Source organism: Collimonas sp. GW821-FHT07E08, assembly GCF_059418905.1.
This window is the reverse complement of record NZ_JBWKQR010000007.1, coordinates 44569-62404: the sequence shown is the minus strand read 5'-3', so window position 1 is coordinate 62404 and position 17836 is coordinate 44569. Positions and strand designations below refer to the sequence as shown.

General features: G+C 60.6%; 15 protein-coding genes and 1 tRNA gene. 4 read left to right on the top strand and 12 right to left on the bottom strand.

What is annotated here, in order from left to right:
• The first annotated feature begins 58 nt into the window (after positions 1-58).
• Positions 59-1540 carry an aminotransferase-like domain-containing protein gene (locus AC07RZ_RS10580; RefSeq protein ID WP_494667909.1) on the top strand — a complete coding sequence of 494 codons (1482 nt, stop codon included), beginning with the start codon at positions 59-61 and terminating at the stop codon, positions 1538-1540.
• A gap of 1 nt (position 1541) precedes the next feature.
• Here AC07RZ_RS10580 and AC07RZ_RS10575 read toward each other — a convergent pair whose 3' ends face one another.
• Both AC07RZ_RS10575 and AC07RZ_RS10570 read right to left on the bottom strand, forming a co-directional pair.
• Entirely contained in the window at positions 1542-1853 is a 312-nt protein-coding gene (locus AC07RZ_RS10575) for an ArsR family transcriptional regulator (RefSeq protein ID WP_494667908.1), read from the bottom strand.
• 18 nt (positions 1854-1871) lie between these two features.
• A complete protein-coding gene (locus AC07RZ_RS10570; RefSeq protein WP_494667907.1) occupies positions 1872-4181 on the bottom strand; it encodes an FdhF/YdeP family oxidoreductase in 2310 nt (769 codons plus the stop codon).
• Between the two features lie 339 nt (positions 4182-4520).
• On the opposite strand from AC07RZ_RS10570, the gene AC07RZ_RS10565 reads away from it, so the two are divergent.
• The 3 genes from AC07RZ_RS10565 to AC07RZ_RS10555 are packed head-to-tail and all read left to right on the top strand — an operon-like array spanning position 4521 to position 7759.
• On the top strand, positions 4521-4985 hold the full coding sequence (locus AC07RZ_RS10565) for a (2Fe-2S)-binding protein (RefSeq protein WP_342828751.1): 465 nt from the start codon (positions 4521-4523) through the stop codon (positions 4983-4985).
• Entirely contained in the window at positions 4982-7171 is a 2190-nt protein-coding gene (locus tag AC07RZ_RS10560) for a xanthine dehydrogenase family protein molybdopterin-binding subunit (RefSeq protein WP_494667906.1), read from the top strand. Before AC07RZ_RS10565 ends, AC07RZ_RS10560 begins: the two co-directional genes overlap by 4 nt.
• 9 nt (positions 7172-7180) lie before the next feature.
• Positions 7181-7759: a hypothetical protein gene (locus AC07RZ_RS10555; RefSeq protein ID WP_494667905.1), complete on the top strand. Its 579-nt coding sequence runs from the start codon at positions 7181-7183 to the stop codon at positions 7757-7759.
• 6 nt (positions 7760-7765) lie between these two features.
• Here the strand turns inward: AC07RZ_RS10555 and AC07RZ_RS10550 are convergent, their stop codons facing one another.
• The 10 genes from AC07RZ_RS10550 to AC07RZ_RS10505 form a co-directional block, all read right to left on the bottom strand.
• Positions 7766-8662, bottom strand: coding sequence for a LysR family transcriptional regulator (locus AC07RZ_RS10550; RefSeq protein WP_494667904.1), 897 nt, complete (start codon positions 8660-8662; stop codon positions 7766-7768).
• Between the two features lie 172 nt (positions 8663-8834).
• The gene (gene ychF, locus AC07RZ_RS10545; protein WP_014004598.1) at positions 8835-9926 is read right to left on the bottom strand and encodes a redox-regulated ATPase YchF; all 1092 of its coding nucleotides are present in this window, start codon (positions 9924-9926) and stop codon (positions 8835-8837) included.
• Between the two features lie 278 nt (positions 9927-10204).
• A complete protein-coding gene (locus AC07RZ_RS10540; RefSeq protein WP_494667903.1) occupies positions 10205-11635 on the bottom strand; it encodes a DUF6056 family protein in 1431 nt (476 codons plus the stop codon).
• Between the two features lie 58 nt (positions 11636-11693).
• Positions 11694-12278: an aminoacyl-tRNA hydrolase gene (pth, locus tag AC07RZ_RS10535; protein WP_144739806.1), complete on the bottom strand. Its 585-nt coding sequence runs from the start codon at positions 12276-12278 to the stop codon at positions 11694-11696.
• A gap of 136 nt (positions 12279-12414) precedes the next feature.
• Positions 12415-13038, bottom strand: a complete 624-nt coding sequence (locus AC07RZ_RS10530) for a 50S ribosomal protein L25/general stress protein Ctc (RefSeq protein ID WP_494667902.1) — start codon at positions 13036-13038, stop codon at positions 12415-12417.
• Between the two features lie 118 nt (positions 13039-13156).
• Positions 13157-14107 carry a ribose-phosphate pyrophosphokinase gene (locus AC07RZ_RS10525; protein WP_038485244.1) on the bottom strand — a complete coding sequence of 317 codons (951 nt, stop codon included), beginning with the start codon at positions 14105-14107 and terminating at the stop codon, positions 13157-13159.
• A gap of 185 nt (positions 14108-14292) precedes the next feature.
• Positions 14293-14369: transfer RNA gene (locus tag AC07RZ_RS10520), tRNA-Gln, on the bottom strand.
• 86 nt (positions 14370-14455) lie between these two features.
• Positions 14456-15328 (bottom strand): 4-(cytidine 5'-diphospho)-2-C-methyl-D-erythritol kinase, encoded by an 873-nt coding sequence (gene ispE / locus AC07RZ_RS10515; protein WP_494667901.1) that lies wholly within the window; start codon positions 15326-15328, stop codon positions 14456-14458.
• Between the two features lie 8 nt (positions 15329-15336).
• A complete protein-coding gene (gene lolB / locus AC07RZ_RS10510) occupies positions 15337-16017 on the bottom strand; it encodes a lipoprotein insertase outer membrane protein LolB (RefSeq protein ID WP_494667900.1) in 681 nt (226 codons plus the stop codon).
• On the bottom strand, positions 16014-17822 hold the full coding sequence (locus AC07RZ_RS10505) for a tetratricopeptide repeat protein (protein ID WP_494667899.1): 1809 nt from the start codon (positions 17820-17822) through the stop codon (positions 16014-16016). The genes lolB and AC07RZ_RS10505 overlap by 4 nt, the downstream gene beginning before the upstream one ends.
• Positions 17823-17836: the final 14 nt, after the last annotated feature.

Sequence of the window (17836 nt, the reverse complement as noted above, 5' to 3'; positions counted from 1 at the left end):
TTGATTTTTATTATTTTCACTATAATGAGCCCATCCTTGGCCCCTGTCACTGTCCGGTTTGAAAACAACGCGCCAACCCCTCTACCAACGTTTTGCCGAGCAGATCAGGGCTTCGCTGCGGAATGGCGTGCTGCGTCCCGGCGATCGCCTGAGTTCGGTGCGGCAGGCCAGCCAGCAACACGGCTTGAGCATCACGACCGTGGTGCGTGCCTACGAACTGCTGGAAAGCGGCGGCTTGATCGAAAGCCATCCGCAGTCGGGTTATTTTGTGCGCGCCCGGTTTGGCGCCGAATCGACGCCAACCTTGGCGCATGATCCGGCGTTTCCTGTCGTCCATGCGTCACCGGCTGAACCTGACCGGTCGCAGCCGCTGCCGGTATCGGCCGAGGTAGATGTCAGCCGCCACGTATTGGCGACCCTCAAATCGATTCACCAGAACGACGCCATCCCGCTCGGTTCGCCGTACCCCGATCCGACCTTGTTTCCGGCCCGCCGCATCAGCCAATACAACGGCGCCATCTTGCGCAGCGGCGGCCCGCTGGGTGTGCTGGACGATTTGCCGCCAGGCCATCCGGACCTGATCCGGCAGATCGTCAGGCGTCACCTGGAAACCGGCCTTAGCGTCGGTCCCGGCGATGTGGTGATCACGGTGGGCGCCACCGAAGCCATCAACCTGTGTTTGCAGGCGGTGGCGAAAGCGGGCGATACGATCGCGGTAGAGTCGCCGACCTTTTACGCGATGCTGCATGCGATCGAACGGCTTGGCATGCGCGCCATCGAAATCCCGACCGATCCGCGCTTGGGAATGGATATCGCGGCGCTGAAGAAAGTCATGCAGGGCCAGCCGGTTGCGGCTTGCATGGTGATGCCGAATTTCCAGAATCCGCTGGGTTTCGAAATGCCGGAAGAAAATAAACGGCAACTGGTTGAACTGGGTTCACGCTACAACATGCCGATTATCGAAAACGGCGTTTGCAACGAGCTGTATTTCGGCACGGCGCATCCGAGCGTCCTGAAGGCTTACGACAAGCGCGGCATCGTGCTGTACTGCTCATCGTTTTCCAAGAGCCTGACTTCCGCTTACCGCATCGGCTGGACCTTGCCGGGACGTTATCGGGAGCAGGTGGAAAAGCTGAAATTCCTCAACACGCTAAGCACGTCGACGTTGCCGCAACGGGCCATCGCTGCTTATCTGACAGCTGGCGGCTACGACCGTCATCTGCGCCGGGTGCGGCGCACCTTGCAACAACGCTGCGACATCATGAGCGCTTTCGTCGGGCGCTTTTTTCCTGCGGGTACACGCATCACGCGGCCAACCGGGGGGTATGTGCTGTGGATAGAATTGCCGGCGGCGATCGACTCCATGATCTTGTATCGGCAAGCGCTGGCGGAAGGCATCACGATTGCGCCGGGCCGCTTGTTTTCCACTTCAGACGCCTATCGCAGTTTCATTCGCATGAATTACAGCTACAGCTGGACGCCGCAGATCGAACAGGCAATACGGCGCCTGGGCGAAATGCTGGCCGCCATGCTGGAATAGATCACGCCGCCGCGGCGGCCTGGCTCTCATCCAGGGCATCGAAAATCGCCACTCCGAGCGCGGTCAGGGTAGCGCGGCCAGTGCCGTCTTCGTTGAGAGCGACGCTGACAATTTCGGCGTCTTCCAAGGCACTGAGATTACGGCGCAAAGTACTCATGCGCTGCTCGACCCGCTTGCTGAGCTTTGCCAGCGACATTCCCGGTTCGGCGTAGTTGCTCCGTTGGTTGTGGCAGCGCTCGCCGCTAGCTTCGGCATGGAGAGCGGACAAGATCGCCAGCACCGCATCGTCAAGCTGTTCGTCCCAGTCCATCATGCGCAGTCCATCATGATGTTACGCAGCCATCTGCATGGAACGGCGCATCAGCACCGGGATCGACTTCGAGGTCGGCGTCCGCGCTTTATCCGCAAAGCTGTTGAGCGGCACCAGCGGATTGGTTTCCGGATAGTAGCTGCTGATGCAGCCGCGCGGGATATCGTATTCCACCAGCAGGAAACGGTCGGCGCGGCGTTCGATGCCGTCGTCCCAGACGCCGACCAGGTCGACCCAGTCGCCCGGCGCGAAACCCAGCATCTGGATGTCGAGCAGGTTGGCGAACACTACGCGCCGCTGCCCGAACACGCCGCGGTAGCGGTCGTCGAGCCCGTAGATGGTGGTGTTGTACTGGTCGTGCGAGCGGGTCGTCATCAGGGTCATCAGCTCGGGCCCGTATTTGCGCCGCGCCTGGTGGATCGGCGTGTCCTTGGGAATCGCATGGACGATGAACTGGGCGCGGCCGCTGGCGGTTTTCCAGATCCGTTCGCGCGAAGCGACGCCCAGGTGGAAACCGCCCGGATGCTTGATGCGCGCGTTGTAATCCTTGAAGGCGTCGTACACTTTTTCGATGTCGTCGCGGATCAGGGAATAATCCTTGACGTAGTCCAGCCACTGTATGCGGCTGTCCTTGAGCGTGGCGTGCGCCAGGCGCGCCACGATGTCGATTTCGGACAGGCAGGTCTTGGCCACCGGTTTGTTGATGCCGTAGGAAATGTGCACCATGCTCATCGAATCTTCTACCGTCACGCCTTGTGCGCCGCTTGCCTGGATGTCGATTTCGGTGCGGCCCATGGTCGGCAGGATCAAGGCTTCCTTGCCGTGGATCAGGTGGCTGCGGTTCAGCTTGGTGGTGATGTGCACGGTCAGCGCGCAAGACTGCAGCGCTTCCCAGGTGCGCGGGGTGTCGGGCGTCGCCATGGCGAAATTGCCGCCGAGGCCGATGAAAACCTTGACCTGGCCTTGCAGCATGGCTTCAATGGTGCCGACCACGTCGAGCCCGTGTTCGCGCGGCGGCTTGAAGCCGTACACTTTTTCGATGCGGTCGAGGAAAGCGGCGGTCGGCTTTTCGTCGATGCCGACGGTGCGGTCGCCCTGCACGTTGGAGTGGCCGCGCACCGGGCACAGGCCGGCGCCGGGACGGCCGATATTGCCGCGCAACAGCATCAGGTTGGACACCATCTGGATCGTCGCCACGCCATGCTTGTGCTGGGTCAGGCCCATGCCCCAGGTGGCGATCACGTTCTTGCCGCGCACGTACACCTGGGTCAGGCGTTCGATGTCGTCCCTGCCGACGCCGGATTCGGTGACGATGTCGTCCCAGCTTTCGGCGCGGATATCGGCGGCGAATTCTTCAAAGTAAGCGGTGTGCTCGGCGATGAACTGGACGTCGATGACGCGTTCGCCATTGTCCTGCAGGGCTTGGTCGTCCAGCTCCAGCACGCGCTTGATCACGCCTTTGACCAGCGCCAGGTCGCCGCACAGGGTAGGGCGGATGAACATGTTGCTGATCGCGGTGCCGCTGCGCGACAGCATGTCGGACGGGTGTTGCGGGCTGGAGAAACGTTCCAGGCCGCGTTCGCGCAAGGGATTGATGGAAACGATGGCGGCGCCGCGCTTGGCGCACTCGCGCAGCTCGCCCATCATGCGCGGGTGGTTGGTGGCCGGATTCTGGCCGAAGATCAGGAAAGTGTCGGCCAGGTCGAAATCGTCCAGCGTCACCGTGCCTTTGCCGACGCCTACGGTTTCGGGCAAGCCGACGCTGGTCGGCTCGTGGCACATGTTGGAGCAGTCGGGAAAATTGTTGGTGCCGTATTCGCGCACGAACAGCTGGTACAGGAACGCCGCTTCATTGCTGGTGCGGCCGGAGGTGTAGAACGAGGCCTGGTTCGGATCGTCCAGCGCGTTCAGGTGATCGCTCATCAGGGTGAACGCGTCTTGCCAGGAAATGGGCCGGTATTTGTCGCTGGCGGCGTCATACGCCATCGGTTCGGTCAGGCGGCCGTGTTCTTCCAGTTCATAGTCCGATTGCCGCAGCAGGGCGCTGACGCTGTTCTGCGCAAAAAAGTCCGCGGTAACGCGCTTGGAGGTGGCTTCTGCCGCCACCGCCTTGACGCCGTTTTCGCAGAACTCGAAGGTCGATGCGTGATCGCGGTCCGGCCAGGCGCAGCCGGGGCAATCGAAGCCGTCCGGCTGGTTTTGTTTCAGCAGGGTGCGTATCCCGCCGCCCGGCACTTTTTCCTTCAGCAGATGCAGGGCCACATATTTGAGGGCGCCCCAGCCGCCGGCGGGGTGGTTGTACTGCTCGATCTTCTGGTCGCTCAATTTCATTCCTTGTGGCGCTGCCGGCCTGTAACGCGGGTTCGGCGCTTGCGCAAAACGCGCAGGGTCAGGTGGAGTGTAGCCAGGGCATTGCTGCGGTAGCACATACAGTAGGCGCGGTAGATTTAGAGCACAGTTACACATTTCTCAATTGCTGTACTTTTTTTTGTCGAAAAAAAAGTACAGGACCATGAATCTTGGGTAGGGGTATTGGTCGGCATTTGTGAACACTGCATACAGGAAATGTGTCTATTTCCAGCTTTTAATTAACTTAAAATTAATCGCACTGCCTGTCTGGCCTGCAAAAAACAGCGATTTGATCCGTGTGCGATAAACAAGGGAAGCGTGATGACTACACTCAATATCAATGGCACTGCGCATCAGGTCGATGCGTCCAATCAGAAACCGCTGTTATGGGTCTTGCGCGACGAACTTGCCATGACGGGCACCAAGTTCGGCTGCGGCGCTGCCCTGTGCGGCGCCTGCACCGTGCATGTGGACGGGTTGCCGGTGCGTTCTTGCGTGACGCCGGCGGCGGCCTTGGAAGGCAGGAAAATCACCACGATCGAGGCTATCGGCGACCACCCGCTGGGCAAGAAGGTGCAGCAAGCCTGGGAAGAGCTGAATGTGCCGCAATGCGGCTACTGCCAGTCGGGGCAGGTGATGGCAGCGGTTGCCTTGCTGGCCAGCACGCCAAAGCCAAGCGACACGGATATCGACCAGGCCATGTCGGGCAACATCTGCCGCTGCGGCATGTACCCGCGCATCCGCGCCGCCATACATAGCGTTGCACAGGGCGGAGCAAAAAAATGAGCATAGCCAATCCTCCCCAAATTTCGCGCCGCGGGTTTCTGCAGGTGAGCGCCCTGGTCGGCGGCGGCATGCTGGTCGGCTGGCACATGAGCAGCACCATGCGCGGCGCCATCGCCGCCACGCCGCAAGCCGGGGCAGCGCTGCAGCCTAACGCCTTCGTCCGCATCACGCCGGATAACTGGATCACCGTCATCGTCGGCCACACCGAAATGGGCCAGGGTGTTTCTACCGCCTTGCCGATGCTGGTGGCGGAAGAACTGGATGCCGACTGGGACAAGGTGCGCTGGGAACAGTCGCCGACGGCGCCTGCGTATGCCCATCCCCTCATGCATACGCAACTTACCGGCGGCAGCATCACCACCATGGCGCAATACGAGCCGCAGCGCAAGGCGGGAGCGGCGGTGCGGGCGATATTGCTGGCGGCCGCAGCCAGGCGCTGGAACGTCGACAGCGCCAGCCTGCATGCGGAAAAGAGCCGGGTGATCCACGCCGCCAGCGGCCGCAGCGCCAGCTACGGTGAGCTGGCCTCGGAAGCGGCCGGGCTGGCGGCGCCCGAGAAGGTGGTGCTGAAAGATCCCCGGGATTTCAAGATCATCGGCCGTCCCGTCAAGCGCCTGGACGGCAGGACCAAGTCGGACGGCAGCGCGAAATTCGGCATGGACGTGATGGTGCCCGGCATGCTGACCGCCTTGATTGCGCGCCCGCCGATTTTCAAGGGCAAGGTGCGCAGCTTTGACGATAGCAAGGCGCGCCAGGTTGCCGGCGTGCTTGGCGTGTACCAGGTGCCGGCGGGCATAGCGGTAGTCGCCAAGGATTTCTGGGCGGCCAAGCTGGGGCGCGATGCGCTGGCGATCGAGTGGGATGCCGTGGTGGGCGAGCGGGTGTCGTCGGACATGCAAAGCATCGTCTACCGGCAGCTGATGGATGTGGCCGGCACGGCGGCGCGCAACGACGGCAACGTGGCCGCGGCCCGAAAGAATGCAAAACAGAGCTTCACGGCGGACTACCAGTTCCCCTACCTGACCCACGCCACCATGGAGCCGCTGCACGCCGTGTTCGATGTGCGCGCCGACGGCTGCGAAGTATGGCTGGGCACGCAATGGCCGGGCGGCGACCAGCAGGCGATTGCGGCGGTGCTCGGGATGAAGCCGGAGCAGGTCAAGCTGAACACCATGTTCACCGGCGGCGGGTTCGGCCGCCGCTCCAGCCTGGGATTTGACGTAGTGGTCGATGCCGCGCACGTCGCCAAGGCGGTGGCGCAGGACCTGAAGAAGCCGGTGAAAGTGGTCTGGACCCGCGACCAGGACATCAAGGGCGGCTACTACCGTCCCGCGTCGTATTGCCGCCTGAGCGCAACCCTGGACGAACAGGGGCAGGTCACTTCATGGACCGACAGGATCGCGGTGCAGTCGATCGGCGGCGGCAGCATCATGGAGCCGTTTATCGTCAAGGACGGCATCGATTCCCTATCGACCGAGGGCGCGCAGGACATTCCCTACGCCATCCCGAATGTCATGGTCGACCTGCACACCACGCACTACCAGGTTCCGGTGCTGTGGATGCGTTCGGTGGGACATTCGTTCAATGCCTATGCGGTGGAAACCTTCATCGACGAGCTGGCGCATGCGGCGGGCAAGGATGTCTACCAGTTCCGGCGCGCACTGCTGAAAGACAAGCCGCGCCACCTGGGCGTGCTGGATGCCGTGGCAAAAGCTTGTTCCTGGCCGCAGCCGGCGGCAAACGGCGTGCACAGAGGCATCGTGGTGCACGATTCCTATGGCAGCTTTGTCGCCATGGCGGTCGAAGCCAGCGTCGACAAGGAGCGCAAGCTCACCGTGCACAAGGTGTTCTGCGCCATCGATTGCGGCGTGGTGGTGAACGCCGACCTGGTGCGGGCGCAGATGGAGTCGAGCGTGGTGTTCGGTTTGTCTTCGGCCTTGTTTGGCGAGATCACCTTGAAGAACGGCGTGGTCGAGCAAAGCAATTTCGACGACTATCCGGTGCTGCGCATGTACCAGACGCCCAGGATCGAAGTGATCCTGGTGCCGAGCAGCGCGCATCCCGGCGGAGTGGGCGAGCCGGCGGTCGCTTGCGTCGCTCCGGCCTTGGCGAACGCCATATTTTTCGCAACCGGCGAGCGCATACGTTCGCTGCCGCTGAAAAACCATCAGTTCCAGATTGCATAGGGTGACGCGATGAAATATCTCAATATGCTTGGCGCACTGCCTGCCTTGCTGCTGAGCTGCGCCGCGGCGCTGGCCCAGCAAAGTCCTGCGCCGACCGGGCAGCAATTGTTCGAGCCGATCGCCAGCGTGGTGATGGGGCCGCGCTGCCTGAACTGCCACCAGGTGCAGGCGCCGCACCAGAAAGACATCGGCATCGAGCACGCGCAGATGGTGATGCGCGGCCCGCACGACAGCGGCGTCGCGACCCTGCAATGCGCTGCCTGCCACCAGGCCGGCAACAGCGCCGACGGCAAGGTGCCCGGCGCGCCGCACTGGAAGATGGCGCCGGTCAGCATGGCCTGGCAGTCGCTGAGCAAGGTGCTGATTTGCCAGTCGATGAAAGATCCGAGCAAGAACGGCAACCGCAAAACCATGGATGAAGTGATCGAGCACATGAAGACCGATCCTCTGGTCTTGTGGGCATGGAATCCCGGAGCAGGCCGTACCACGCCGGTGATGTCCCACGAAGAATTCGTGCAGAAGCTGCAGGCCTGGGCGGCAGCCGGCGGACCTTGTCCCGGCGATCCAGTCAAACAGGCCGCTAAATAAGTGCTGCTATCGGTGCAGCAGCAGCAGGCTCTCTATCCAGTCTATGAATACCTGCACCCGGCGCGACAGATGGCGCCGGTGCGGGTATAGCGCATAGACCGGCATGGCGCTGGCGCGCGCTTGCGGCATGACTTCCTGCAGTTCGCCTGCGCGGATATGGCCGCGCACGTCGTAGGCCGGTATCTGGATCAAACCCAGGCCGGCGAGGCAGCAGGCGATATAGGTTTCGGCGTTGTTGACCGCCATGCGGCTGCGCATTTCCACGGTGTTGAGCACGCCGTCCTCGATATATTCCCAAGGCGCGTTGCGGCCGCTGGTGGGCGACATGTAGCTGATCGCCCAGTGCCGCGCCAGTTCCGACGGCGTCGCCGGCACGCCATGCTGCCGCAGGTAGGCCGGGCTGGCGCAGTTGATCAGTTCAAACTGGCCCAGCGGACGCGCAACCAGGCTGCTGTCTTCCAGCTGGCCGACGCGCACCACGCAATCGACGCCTTCCTGGATCAGGTTGATGGAGCGGTCGGTGCAGCGCAGTTCCAGTTCAATGTCGGGATACAGCTTGAAGAATTCCGGCAAGGCGGGAGCCACCACCAGCCTGGCGAGGCGGCTGGGGACATCCACCTTGAGTTTGCCGCTGGCTTGCGCCGGGGTTTGTTTGAACAGTCCCGATATCTCTTCAAAATCGGACAGCAGCTGGTGGCAGCGTTCAAGCAGGGCGCTGCCATCCTGCGTCAGGTGAACCCGGCGCGTGGTGCGCTGTAGCAGGCGCGCGCCCAGGCTGGCTTCCAGCTGCTGGATCGCGGCCGAGACGGTGGCGCGCGGCAGTCCCAGGCCATCGGCGGCCTTGGTGAAGCTGCCGGTTTCGGCCACCCGCACGAACACTTGCATGGTTTCTACTCTGTCCATCGTCGCTCTTTGGTTTGCGGGTTCTGGATAGTCTAGTAAATTTGCAGCGGTTTGTATCGGATTTATTGAGCAATGGCCGCGGTTGTGACGTTTGTTAACAAAATGCCGCCGCTAAAAAAAGCCCGGCGCCGTCTTGCGAGACGGGACCGGGCTTGTTTTTTGCGACGGAGACTTAGACGTTAAACAGGAAATTCAAGACATCGCCATCCTTGACCACGTATTCCTTGCCTTCGGCGCGCATCTTGCCGGCTTCCTTGGCGCCTTGTTCACCCTTGTGGCTGATGAAGTCATCGTAGGCTATGGTCTGGGCGCGGATGAAGCCGCGTTCGAAGTCGGTGTGGATCACGCCTGCCGCTTGCGGGCCGGTGTCGCCGACATGGATGGTCCATGCGCGCACTTCCTTGACGCCGGCGGTGAAGTAGGTCTGCAGGCCGAGCAGCTTGAAGGCGGCGCGGATCAGGCGGTCCAGGCCAGGTTCTTCCATGCCCATGTCGGCCAGGAATTCGTGCTTGTCGGCTTCGTCGAGGTCGGCGATTTCCGATTCGATGGCGGCGCAGATGGCGACGATAGGGGCGTTCTGCGAGGCAGCGTAAGCAGTCAGCTGGTCCAGCAGGGGATTGTTGGTGAAGCCGTGGTCGGAAACGTTGGCGACATACATGGCCGGCTTGGCGGTGATCAGGCACAGCGGCTTGATCAGGGCCATTTCTTCCGCGTCGAGGCCGCAGGCGCGCACCGGCTTGGCCTGGTCCAGTTCCGGCATCAGGCGTTCCAGCAGGGCCACCAGCTTGGCGGCATCCTTGTCGCCTGAACGGGCTTTCTTGTTTTCGCGATGGATGGCTTTTTCCACCGTGCCCATGTCGGCCAGCGCCAGCTCGGTCTGGATCACATCGATGTCGTCCAGCGGATTGATCTTGCCGGCGACGTGGATCACGTTGTCGTCTTCAAAGCAGCGCACCACGTTGACGATAGCGTCGGTTTCGCGGATATGGGCGAGGAACTGGTTGCCCAGGCCTTCACCCTTGGAAGCGCCGGCCACCAGTCCGGCGATATCGACGAATTCCACGGTGGCAGGCAGGATGCGCTCCGGCTTGACGATCTCGGCCAGCGCCTTGAGGCGAGGATCAGGCACCTCAACCATGCCGACGTTCGGCTCGATGGTGCAGAAAGGGTAGTTCTCGGCAGGAATGCCTGCCTTGGTCAGGGCATTGAAGAGGGTAGATTTGCCGACGTTAGGGAGGCCGACGATGCCGCATTTGAGACTCATGGAAAAACTTTCTAAATCAATAATAGGTTAGCTGTGTTTTATATTCGTTTTACAAGCCAACTACGATTGAGTTAGGCTGAATTGAAGTTGCACAGTGAAAATTAAAACCGGGACAGGCCGAGCACGTTTTGCCGTTTTTTCCGTGCCCTATTCCCAAATATGTCAATTGTAACTCTGTCGGGGGCGCTTATCCAAAGGCCGACGGTAAAGGCCGCCGGACATCGGGTGGAGATCGCTGGCCCGGAATCCCCCTTGCGGCCCCGCTTTCGGTCCCGCCTTCATTCCGATTTTGTCCGTAAGCGTACCTCGGTCAGTCCGAAATAACGGGCAAAACAAACATTTTCCCATTCCGCGGGGCTGGCTTTGATTTCATTGAAGAAGGTGATCGGTTTCGGTTCGTGCGTATATCCTTCGACTTCCAGTGACTTTCCTCTTGCTTGTCCAGCCGCGGCAAAACGAGCCGACAGGAGGGATTTCAAATCGGCGGATGCAGTCATGCCCTCGACAACAGGTCGCCATGTGTGGTTTGGATAGAAGATGAAACCCGACGCCACGACCAGCGCAGCCGCGCCGGCAAAGAGGGCGCCGGCCATCGCGGATTTGCGTTTCTGCTGACCGGCAGGGCGGCGCCGCGCATGAAGATGGGCGGCAATCAGGAACGCCATGGCGTTTACCAGCATGAAGTCGATCGTTCTCGCGCGCTCCGGCCCGAGGTCATTGAGGACAAATGTCCTGGCAAAGATGCTTGCCCACAGGGCCAGCGCCAGGAACACCGAGAATCCGAATATCACGCGAGCCGGGAATGCGATTTCCCTGCGTGGCTTGACCAGCGCGAAGAAACAATAAACGAGCAGCAGGCTTACCAGAAACGAAGCCACGTATTTAACCAGGATCAGCTTGAGGGAACTCCAGACGGCCAGCACTACGTTGATGTGTTGCGGCATTGTTGCAGCCCGCAAGAAATTACCTGGAGCAGCTCCCGAAATAATGGCGCCGATGATCGCCGCTGCCAATATGCAGGCGACAGCCCTGTCCGTTTTCCGTACGAAGCAGCAAATCACGAGAGGAAACAGCAGCGCGATGTGGGCCAGCATGACCGTTTCGTTAAAACTGGCCAGCAACACGCTCGCCAGCGACAATACAGCAATGCGTTTCCCTGAAAGGGCAGCATTTCCGCGGAATATGCGCAATTCTTCAGCGATCAAGCCCAGGAAAAGTGCGCAAGAGATGCCATAGGTTGCGCCGCCGGCCAGCCAGAACAACGATTCCCGCACGCGGAACGTCGCCATCAGCATGACAAAGAAAAGCAGGAGGAAAGCGGTGTCCTTGATACCCGCTGCCGACAAAAAATGGCGCGCAGCCAGGAAGTTCAGCGCCAGGATAAGCAATGGCACGATGTAGTAATGGTGCAGCAACACCTGGTCCGAGACTGCAAATGCGCTGATCAGCAATGCCGGCGTATAGCGGCCTCCCCAGGTCAGATATTCTGTCACCACATTTTGGAAAACGCCGCGGCTTTGCGCTCCAAAGCCATAGCAGAAGTCGTCCGCCGAGGGAACCGCGTGGAATGCGTTCCAGAAAATCCATAGTAAAAATAGTACTGCTATCGCCAGCAAGCCGTTGCGGGCAAGAGCGGTCGACCGTTCCTGGGAAATATTGAGAATGCCGTTTGGCAGAGCGCTGACAGTTTGCACTTCTTCAATCTTCAATTTGATCTCTTTTCTCGGTCGTATGACTTCAGGTCGCGGAATTGCCGGCAGCGCGCAGTTATTTGGCGGTATGCAATTGCATGGTCGCCGCTTCGAATTTGCCTTCGCATAGCAGCGGGATGATCTTCAGGCTGTCGGCAATCGCTTCTTCGATGGGAACCTGCTCGTCCTTGCGCGGCCGGTGCAGCACGAAATCGGCCACCACCTGCTGCAGGTTCAGCGTGCGCGGATGGCCGATGCCCAGCCGCAGGCGCCAGTAATCCTGGGTGCCGAGCGCGGCCGTGATGTCTTTCAAGCCATTGTGCCCGCCGGACGAACCGCCTTTTTTCAGCTTGGCGCTGCCGGGCGGCAGGTCCAGCTCATCGTGCACCACCAGTATCTCGTCCGCTGCGATCTTGTAGAAACGCGCCAGCGCGCCGACCGACTGGCCGGAGCGGTTCATGAACGTCTGCGGCTCCAGCAGCCAGACTTCCTGGCCGGCGATGCTGGTCTTGGCGACCAGGGCGTTGAAGCGCGCTTCCCGGGCCAGCTTGCGGCCGAGGTCGTTGGCGAGATTGTCGACCAGCCAGAAACCGGCGTTGTGGCGCGTTTGCTCGTATTCCGGTCCGGGATTGCCGAGGCCGGCGATGAGGCGGATAGACATGGGCTATTGATTTTCGTATGGATGGCTTGCGCAAATTATAGAAGAAGACAGCAGCCAACAATAAAAAACCCGCCATGAAGGCGGGTCTCAGGTTGCTGGCTACGGCCAGAAAACTGCTCTGGCAAATAGCTTGCTATTACTTCTTGTCGGCAGCAGGAGCATCGGCAGCTGGTGCTTCGGCCGCTGGCGCGTCAGCTTCGACCTTGCCTGCAGGGATCGATGCAGTAGCGATAGTCAGGTTCTCTTGCGACACTGCGGAAACGCCCTTAGGCAGCTTCAGGTCAGCCAAGTGGATCGAGTGGCCGACTTCGATGTTGGTCAGGTCGACTTCGATGAACTCTGGCAGGTCGGCTGGCAGGCAGGTTACTTCCAGTTCAGCAAAAACGTGGCTGATGATGGCGCCGGACAGTTTCACTGCAGGAGCTACGTCTGCATTGATGAAGTGCAGAGGCACTTTCACGTGAATTGCCTGTTTGGCATCAACGCGCTGGAAGTCAGCGTGCAGGACCAGTTGCTTGTATGCGTGGACCTGAAAGTCGCGCAGCAGGACTTTCTGTACCTTGCCGTCGATTTCGAGATCGAGGATCGAGGAGTGGAAAGTTTCTTTTTTCAGCGCGTGGTACAGCGCGTTGTGGTCCAGCGAGATATTGACCGGCGCGTCGGAACCACCATAAACGATACCTGGTGTCTGGCCAGCATTGCGCAGGCGGCGGCTCGCTCCGGTCCCCTGCTCTTTGCGTACAAATGCGATTACTTTCATTTTGAAGCTCCATTGTGTGCCGGACCATTTGATTTGGTGTCCGGCGGTAGAAATCCCCCGCGACCAGGGGATTTAAGGTCGTCCTTGCAACTGTCGCCAGCGGCAAGGACGATAAAAACTATTCTGCAAACAGCGACATGACCGAGTCGCCTTTGGTAATACGCTTGAACGTTTCAGCCAGCAGCTCCGCGCATGACAACTGGCGGATCTTGCCGCAAGCCTTGGCTTCCGCCGACAGCGGGATGGTGTCGACCACCACCAGCTCGTCCAGCGGCGAATTGACGATGCGCTCGAGGGCGGGGCCGGACAGCACAGGGTGCGTACAGTAAGCCACCACTTTCTTGGCGCCGCGCTCTTTCAATACTTCAGCGGCCTTGGTCAGGGTGCCGGCGGTATCGACCATGTCATCCATGATCACGCAGTTGCGGCCTTCGACTTCACCGATGATGTTCATGACTTCCGACACATTCGCCTTCGGCCGGCGCTTGTCGATGATCGCCAGGTCGCAGTTCAGGCGTTTTGCCAGCGCCCGGGCGCGCACCACGCCGCCGACGTCCGGCGAAACGACCAGCAGGTCGTCGTAGTTCTTGCTTACCAGGTCGCCCAGCAAAATCGGCGATGCATAAATATTGTCGACCGGGATGTCGAAGAAACCCTGGATCTGGTCAGCATGCAGATCCATGATCAGGACGCGTTCGACACCGGCTTCCTGCAACATGTTGGCCACTACCTTGGCTGAAATCGCAACCCGCGCCGAACGCGGGCGGCGGTCCTGGCGCGCATAGCCGTAATAAGGAATCGCGGCGGTGATGCGGCCAGCCGATGCGCGCTTCAGCGCATCGACCATCAGCATGATTTCCATCAGGTTGTCATTGGTCGGCGCGCAAGTCGATTGCAGCACAAAGACATCCTTGCCACGCACGTTCTCGTTGATCTCGACCATTACTTCGCCGTCGGAGAATTTGGTGACGTTGGCTTTGCCTAGCGGGATACCGAGTTGCTTGGCAACTCCAATAGCTAGTTCCGGGTTTGCGTTGCCGGTAAAAACCATCAGGTTTTCGTTTGCCATGGAGATCCCTGGATACAGTCGTTAAAAAGTTGAAAAGCCGACAATGCCCGACTATTCTAGTCTTGCGTTGGCGGCTTAGGTATTCGCTGTGTGCTGTTGTTGTATTTCTGAAGCGGCTAAATCGGCTGCCGCTGTAAGACCCGCAATGACACTATTTCTTGCTGGACATTCTTGTCCGTATTTAATGGCAGGGGAACAAGGATTCGAACCTTGGAATGCTGGAATCAAAATCCAGTGCCTTAACCAGCTTGGCGATTCCCCTACGCAACTTGTTGTCTATCATAAATCCGCGCCGCATATCAAAACAGCGCTTGAATCTGATGCTAAACCGAATTCTGTATTACCTTTTCAACGATCTGCCAGTCCTGCGAGCGGATGTTCCTGCATCGCCTTGGCCTTCCATGCTTTCCAGTGACCCGGCACCAATTTCAGTACCTCATCTGCCTGTTTTTCTTGCGTAAAACTACAAAAAACACAGGCGCCGGATCCGGTCATTCTGGCATCTCCATGATTGCCTAGCCATTTTATGGCATCCGCAACTTCCGGGAACTGCCTGGCGGCCACGGGTTCCAGATCGTTTTTTCCGAAGAACTTTTTGCTAGCTATCGAAAAGTCCGTCATTTTGACGGGTTTCGTATTCCTTGTCAATTCCGATGATGAAAAAATTAATGCGGTCGGAATTGTTACGCCGGGCTGAATTATAACGAACCATAGGTCGGGCGTGTCAAGCTTTTGCAGGCTTTCTCCGATTCCTTCTGCAAACGCATTTCGGCCGAACAGGAAAAACGGCACATCGGCGCCCAGCTGCAGGCCCAAAACCATCAATTCCTCGCGCGACAGGCCGCCTTGCCACAGGTGGTTGAGCGCCATCAGCGTGGTGGCGGCGTCGGAGGAGCCGCCGCCCAGCCCGCCGCCCATGGGCAGTTTTTTTTCAATGGCGATGTCGGCGCCGAATCCGCCGGCGCCGCTGCGTTCCCGGATCGCGTTTTGCAGCAGCCTGGCGGCGCGTACGATCAGGTCGCTTTCTTGCGGCACGCCCGGAATCTCGGTGGTGCGCCGGATCTGGTCGTCGGCGCGCGTCTGGAAATGCAGCAGGTCGCTGAAATCGACCAGCTGGAACACGGTTTGCAGCAGGTGATAACCATCCGGGCGGCGTCCGGTAACGTGTAAAAACAGGTTCAGCTTGGCTGGCGCCGGGCAGTTGTTCAGCGTGCGGGTCATTGCGGGTTTCAGTGTGGTTGGCGGCTGTCGATGACGATGCGGATTGCAACTTCGCCGGCTTGTGCGGTATTGCGGGCCAGGTCTATCCGTTTCGGATAACTTTCGGCGCCGTTGTTCTGGTCTTGCCAGTTGGTGTACTGGATCAGCCATTTGTCGGCGGTGGTGACGCTGAAGCCGTCATCCGCGGCCGCGGATGGCGCGGCGCTGAAGCGCTGGCCGGCGGCGTTCTGGCCGAAGCCTTGCAGCCAGTCGCGCAGGCCGGCGATCGGCAGGGGCCAGCCCAGGGCTTGCACCGTCAGGGCGTCGACATCGCCGGCGCTGCGCGCAGGCTGGCCGCTTTGCTTGAGGGTCGCCTGGTCAGCCGCGATATTGATGGTGGCCAGGGTCTGTCCCAGCGGCGAGAGCAGGGTGATCACGGTTTCCTGCTTGCCTTGGGCCCAGGTGAAGCTGCCGTGCATGGCCTGTTCCTTGCCGTCTTGCTGATAGCGGATCGACAGGCGGCCGCTGACATCGATGGACTGGTGGTATTGCCGCGCCGCACCGCTGGCCGCGGTGGCAGCCGGCGCGGACGATTGCGGCAGGGTGCTGCAGCCGCTCAGCGCCATGGCAGCCGCCGCCGCGGCAAGCAGCGCGCCGCGCCGCATCGCCGGCAGTGCCTGCCAAGCGTTCTTGCCGGGCGCCCGCATCATAATCTGGCGCCCAGCCGCGCCAGGGTGTTTTTCAGGGCGTCGTTTTGCGGATCTTTCTGCTGCACTTCGCGCCACAGTTTTTGCGCATCGGTTTTTTGTCCCTTGACCCACAGGACTTCACCGAGGTGCACGGCGATTTCCGGATCGGGCATCAAGCTGTAGGCGGTGCGCAGCCGGGTCTCGGCTTCGCCCAGGTTGCCCAGGCGGTATTGCACCCAGCCCATGCTGTCGACGATGAACGGGTCCTGCGGCGCCAGCGTCAGCGCTTTCTGGATCAGCGTCAGCGCTTCCGGCAAGCGGATATTGCGGTCGGCCAGCGAGTAGCCGAGGGCGTTGTACGCCTGCTGGTTTTCCGGCGCCAGCGCGATCAGTTTGCGCAGCGCGGTTTCCATGGTGCCCAGGTTGTTCAGCTTTTCTGCCGCCATGGCGTAGTCGTACAGCAGGTCGGGATTGTCGGGCTGCGTCTTGAGCGCGGTTTCCAGGACCTTGAACGCTTCCTGCGGACGGTTGGCGTCGCGCAGCAATTGGGCTTCCACCTGGGTTACCTGGGTTTTCTCGCGTTCGCCATTGGTGTCGATCTCGGCCAGCACGCGCCGTGCGCCGTCCAGGTCGCCGCGTTTGGACAGCAGCTGGGCGCGCCGCAGCTGGGCGTCCAGGTAGGCGTCGCCCGGCTCGACTTGCGCCAGCCATTTCAGTGCGGCGTCGGTGTCATTCCGGTCTGCCGCAATCTGCGCCAGGATCAGCAGCGCCTGGGTGCTGTCGCGCGCTTCGTCCGGATGCTTGGCCAGCTGGTCGATATAGCTGACCAGGTAGCGTTCGGCAGCCTTGGTGTCGCCGATCTGCGCATTCAGCAGGCCCAGCGCGAGCAGGGTGGTGGCGTCCTGCTTGTCGCTCTTGAGCAGGATTTCAAACTGGCTGCGGGCTTTTTCGTATTGCTTCTGGTCGATCAGGGTGCGTGCATAGGCCACCCGCACTTCACGCGAGCCGGGATATTTCTTGAGGAAATCGGTGAGGATGCGTTCGACTTCGGTATTGTCGCCCGCGACTTGCGCGCTGGTCAGGATCGCCAGTTCAGAGTCGGGTTTCAGGTTCAGTGCAATTTTCGCTTCTTCCTGGGCGCGGGTGCTGTTGCCTATGCTGAAGGCCTCCTGCGCCAGCGCCAGATGCGCTTCCGGCATCGCCGTGTAAGGCGTGACCAGCTGCTCGAGCAGGGCGAACGCGCCGGCCTTGTCCTGCGCCCGCGCCAGCAAGCGCTGGATCTGCAGCATCATGACCCCGCGCGCTTGCGGCGGCGCATCTTGCAGGCGCTTTTCAAGGATCGGCTTGGCTTCCGCCAGGTTGTTGCTGAGCATGATGAAGCCGAGGTAATACTGGGTTGCCTCTTCGGAATCGGGAGCCAGTTCACGCCACAGGCGGATGGCCACCAGCGCTTCGCTGGCCTGTTTTGCGCTCAGCGCCATTTCCGCCGCGCGTCGGGCCAGGCGCGGATCGCGCGTCTGCTGGGCGGCTCCCAGCAGCGTGACGTATGCGGATTGCCAGTTGCCGCGCTGGAAAGCGATTTCGGAGCTGAGCACCTTGAACAGGATTTCCTTGGTCAGCGGCACCGCCGGCAGATGTTCTTCCGGCGGTTTGACCGGGGTTGCCCTGGTTGCCAGCTTGCGGCTTGCGATCTGCTCGGGACTTGCTGCAGGAGTAGCCGCAGGCGGCGTGCTGGCAGCAGGATTTGCGGCATCGTTGCCTGGCGTTACACCGGCGCAAGCCGACAGCAAGGTAGAGAGCGTTACAATGGCAAGGGTTTTTTTCAAGGGATATGTCCTGG

Coding starts and splice junctions, on each gene's coding strand:
- AC07RZ_RS10550 (WP_494667904.1), bottom strand. CDS start 8,662: ATGGACAGAGTAGAAACCATGCAAGTGTTCGTGCGGGTGGCCGAAACC.
- AC07RZ_RS10565 (WP_342828751.1), top strand. CDS start 4,521: ATGACTACACTCAATATCAATGGCACTGCGCATCAGGTCGATGCGTCC.
- ispE (WP_494667901.1), bottom strand. CDS start 15,328: ATGACCCGCACGCTGAACAACTGCCCGGCGCCAGCCAAGCTGAACCTG.
- lolB (WP_494667900.1), bottom strand. CDS start 16,017: ATGATGCGGGCGCCCGGCAAGAACGCTTGGCAGGCACTGCCGGCGATG.
- AC07RZ_RS10560 (WP_494667906.1), top strand. CDS start 4,982: ATGAGCATAGCCAATCCTCCCCAAATTTCGCGCCGCGGGTTTCTGCAG.
- pth (WP_144739806.1), bottom strand. CDS start 12,278: ATGTCTATCCGCCTCATCGCCGGCCTCGGCAATCCCGGACCGGAATAC.
- AC07RZ_RS10525 (WP_038485244.1), bottom strand. CDS start 14,107: ATGGCAAACGAAAACCTGATGGTTTTTACCGGCAACGCAAACCCGGAA.
- AC07RZ_RS10530 (WP_494667902.1), bottom strand. CDS start 13,038: ATGAAAGTAATCGCATTTGTACGCAAAGAGCAGGGGACCGGAGCGAGC.
- ychF (WP_014004598.1), bottom strand. CDS start 9,926: ATGAGTCTCAAATGCGGCATCGTCGGCCTCCCTAACGTCGGCAAATCT.
- AC07RZ_RS10555 (WP_494667905.1), top strand. CDS start 7,181: ATGAAATATCTCAATATGCTTGGCGCACTGCCTGCCTTGCTGCTGAGC.
- AC07RZ_RS10575 (WP_494667908.1), bottom strand. CDS start 1,853: ATGATGGACTGGGACGAACAGCTTGACGATGCGGTGCTGGCGATCTTG.
- AC07RZ_RS10570 (WP_494667907.1), bottom strand. CDS start 4,181: ATGAAATTGAGCGACCAGAAGATCGAGCAGTACAACCACCCCGCCGGC.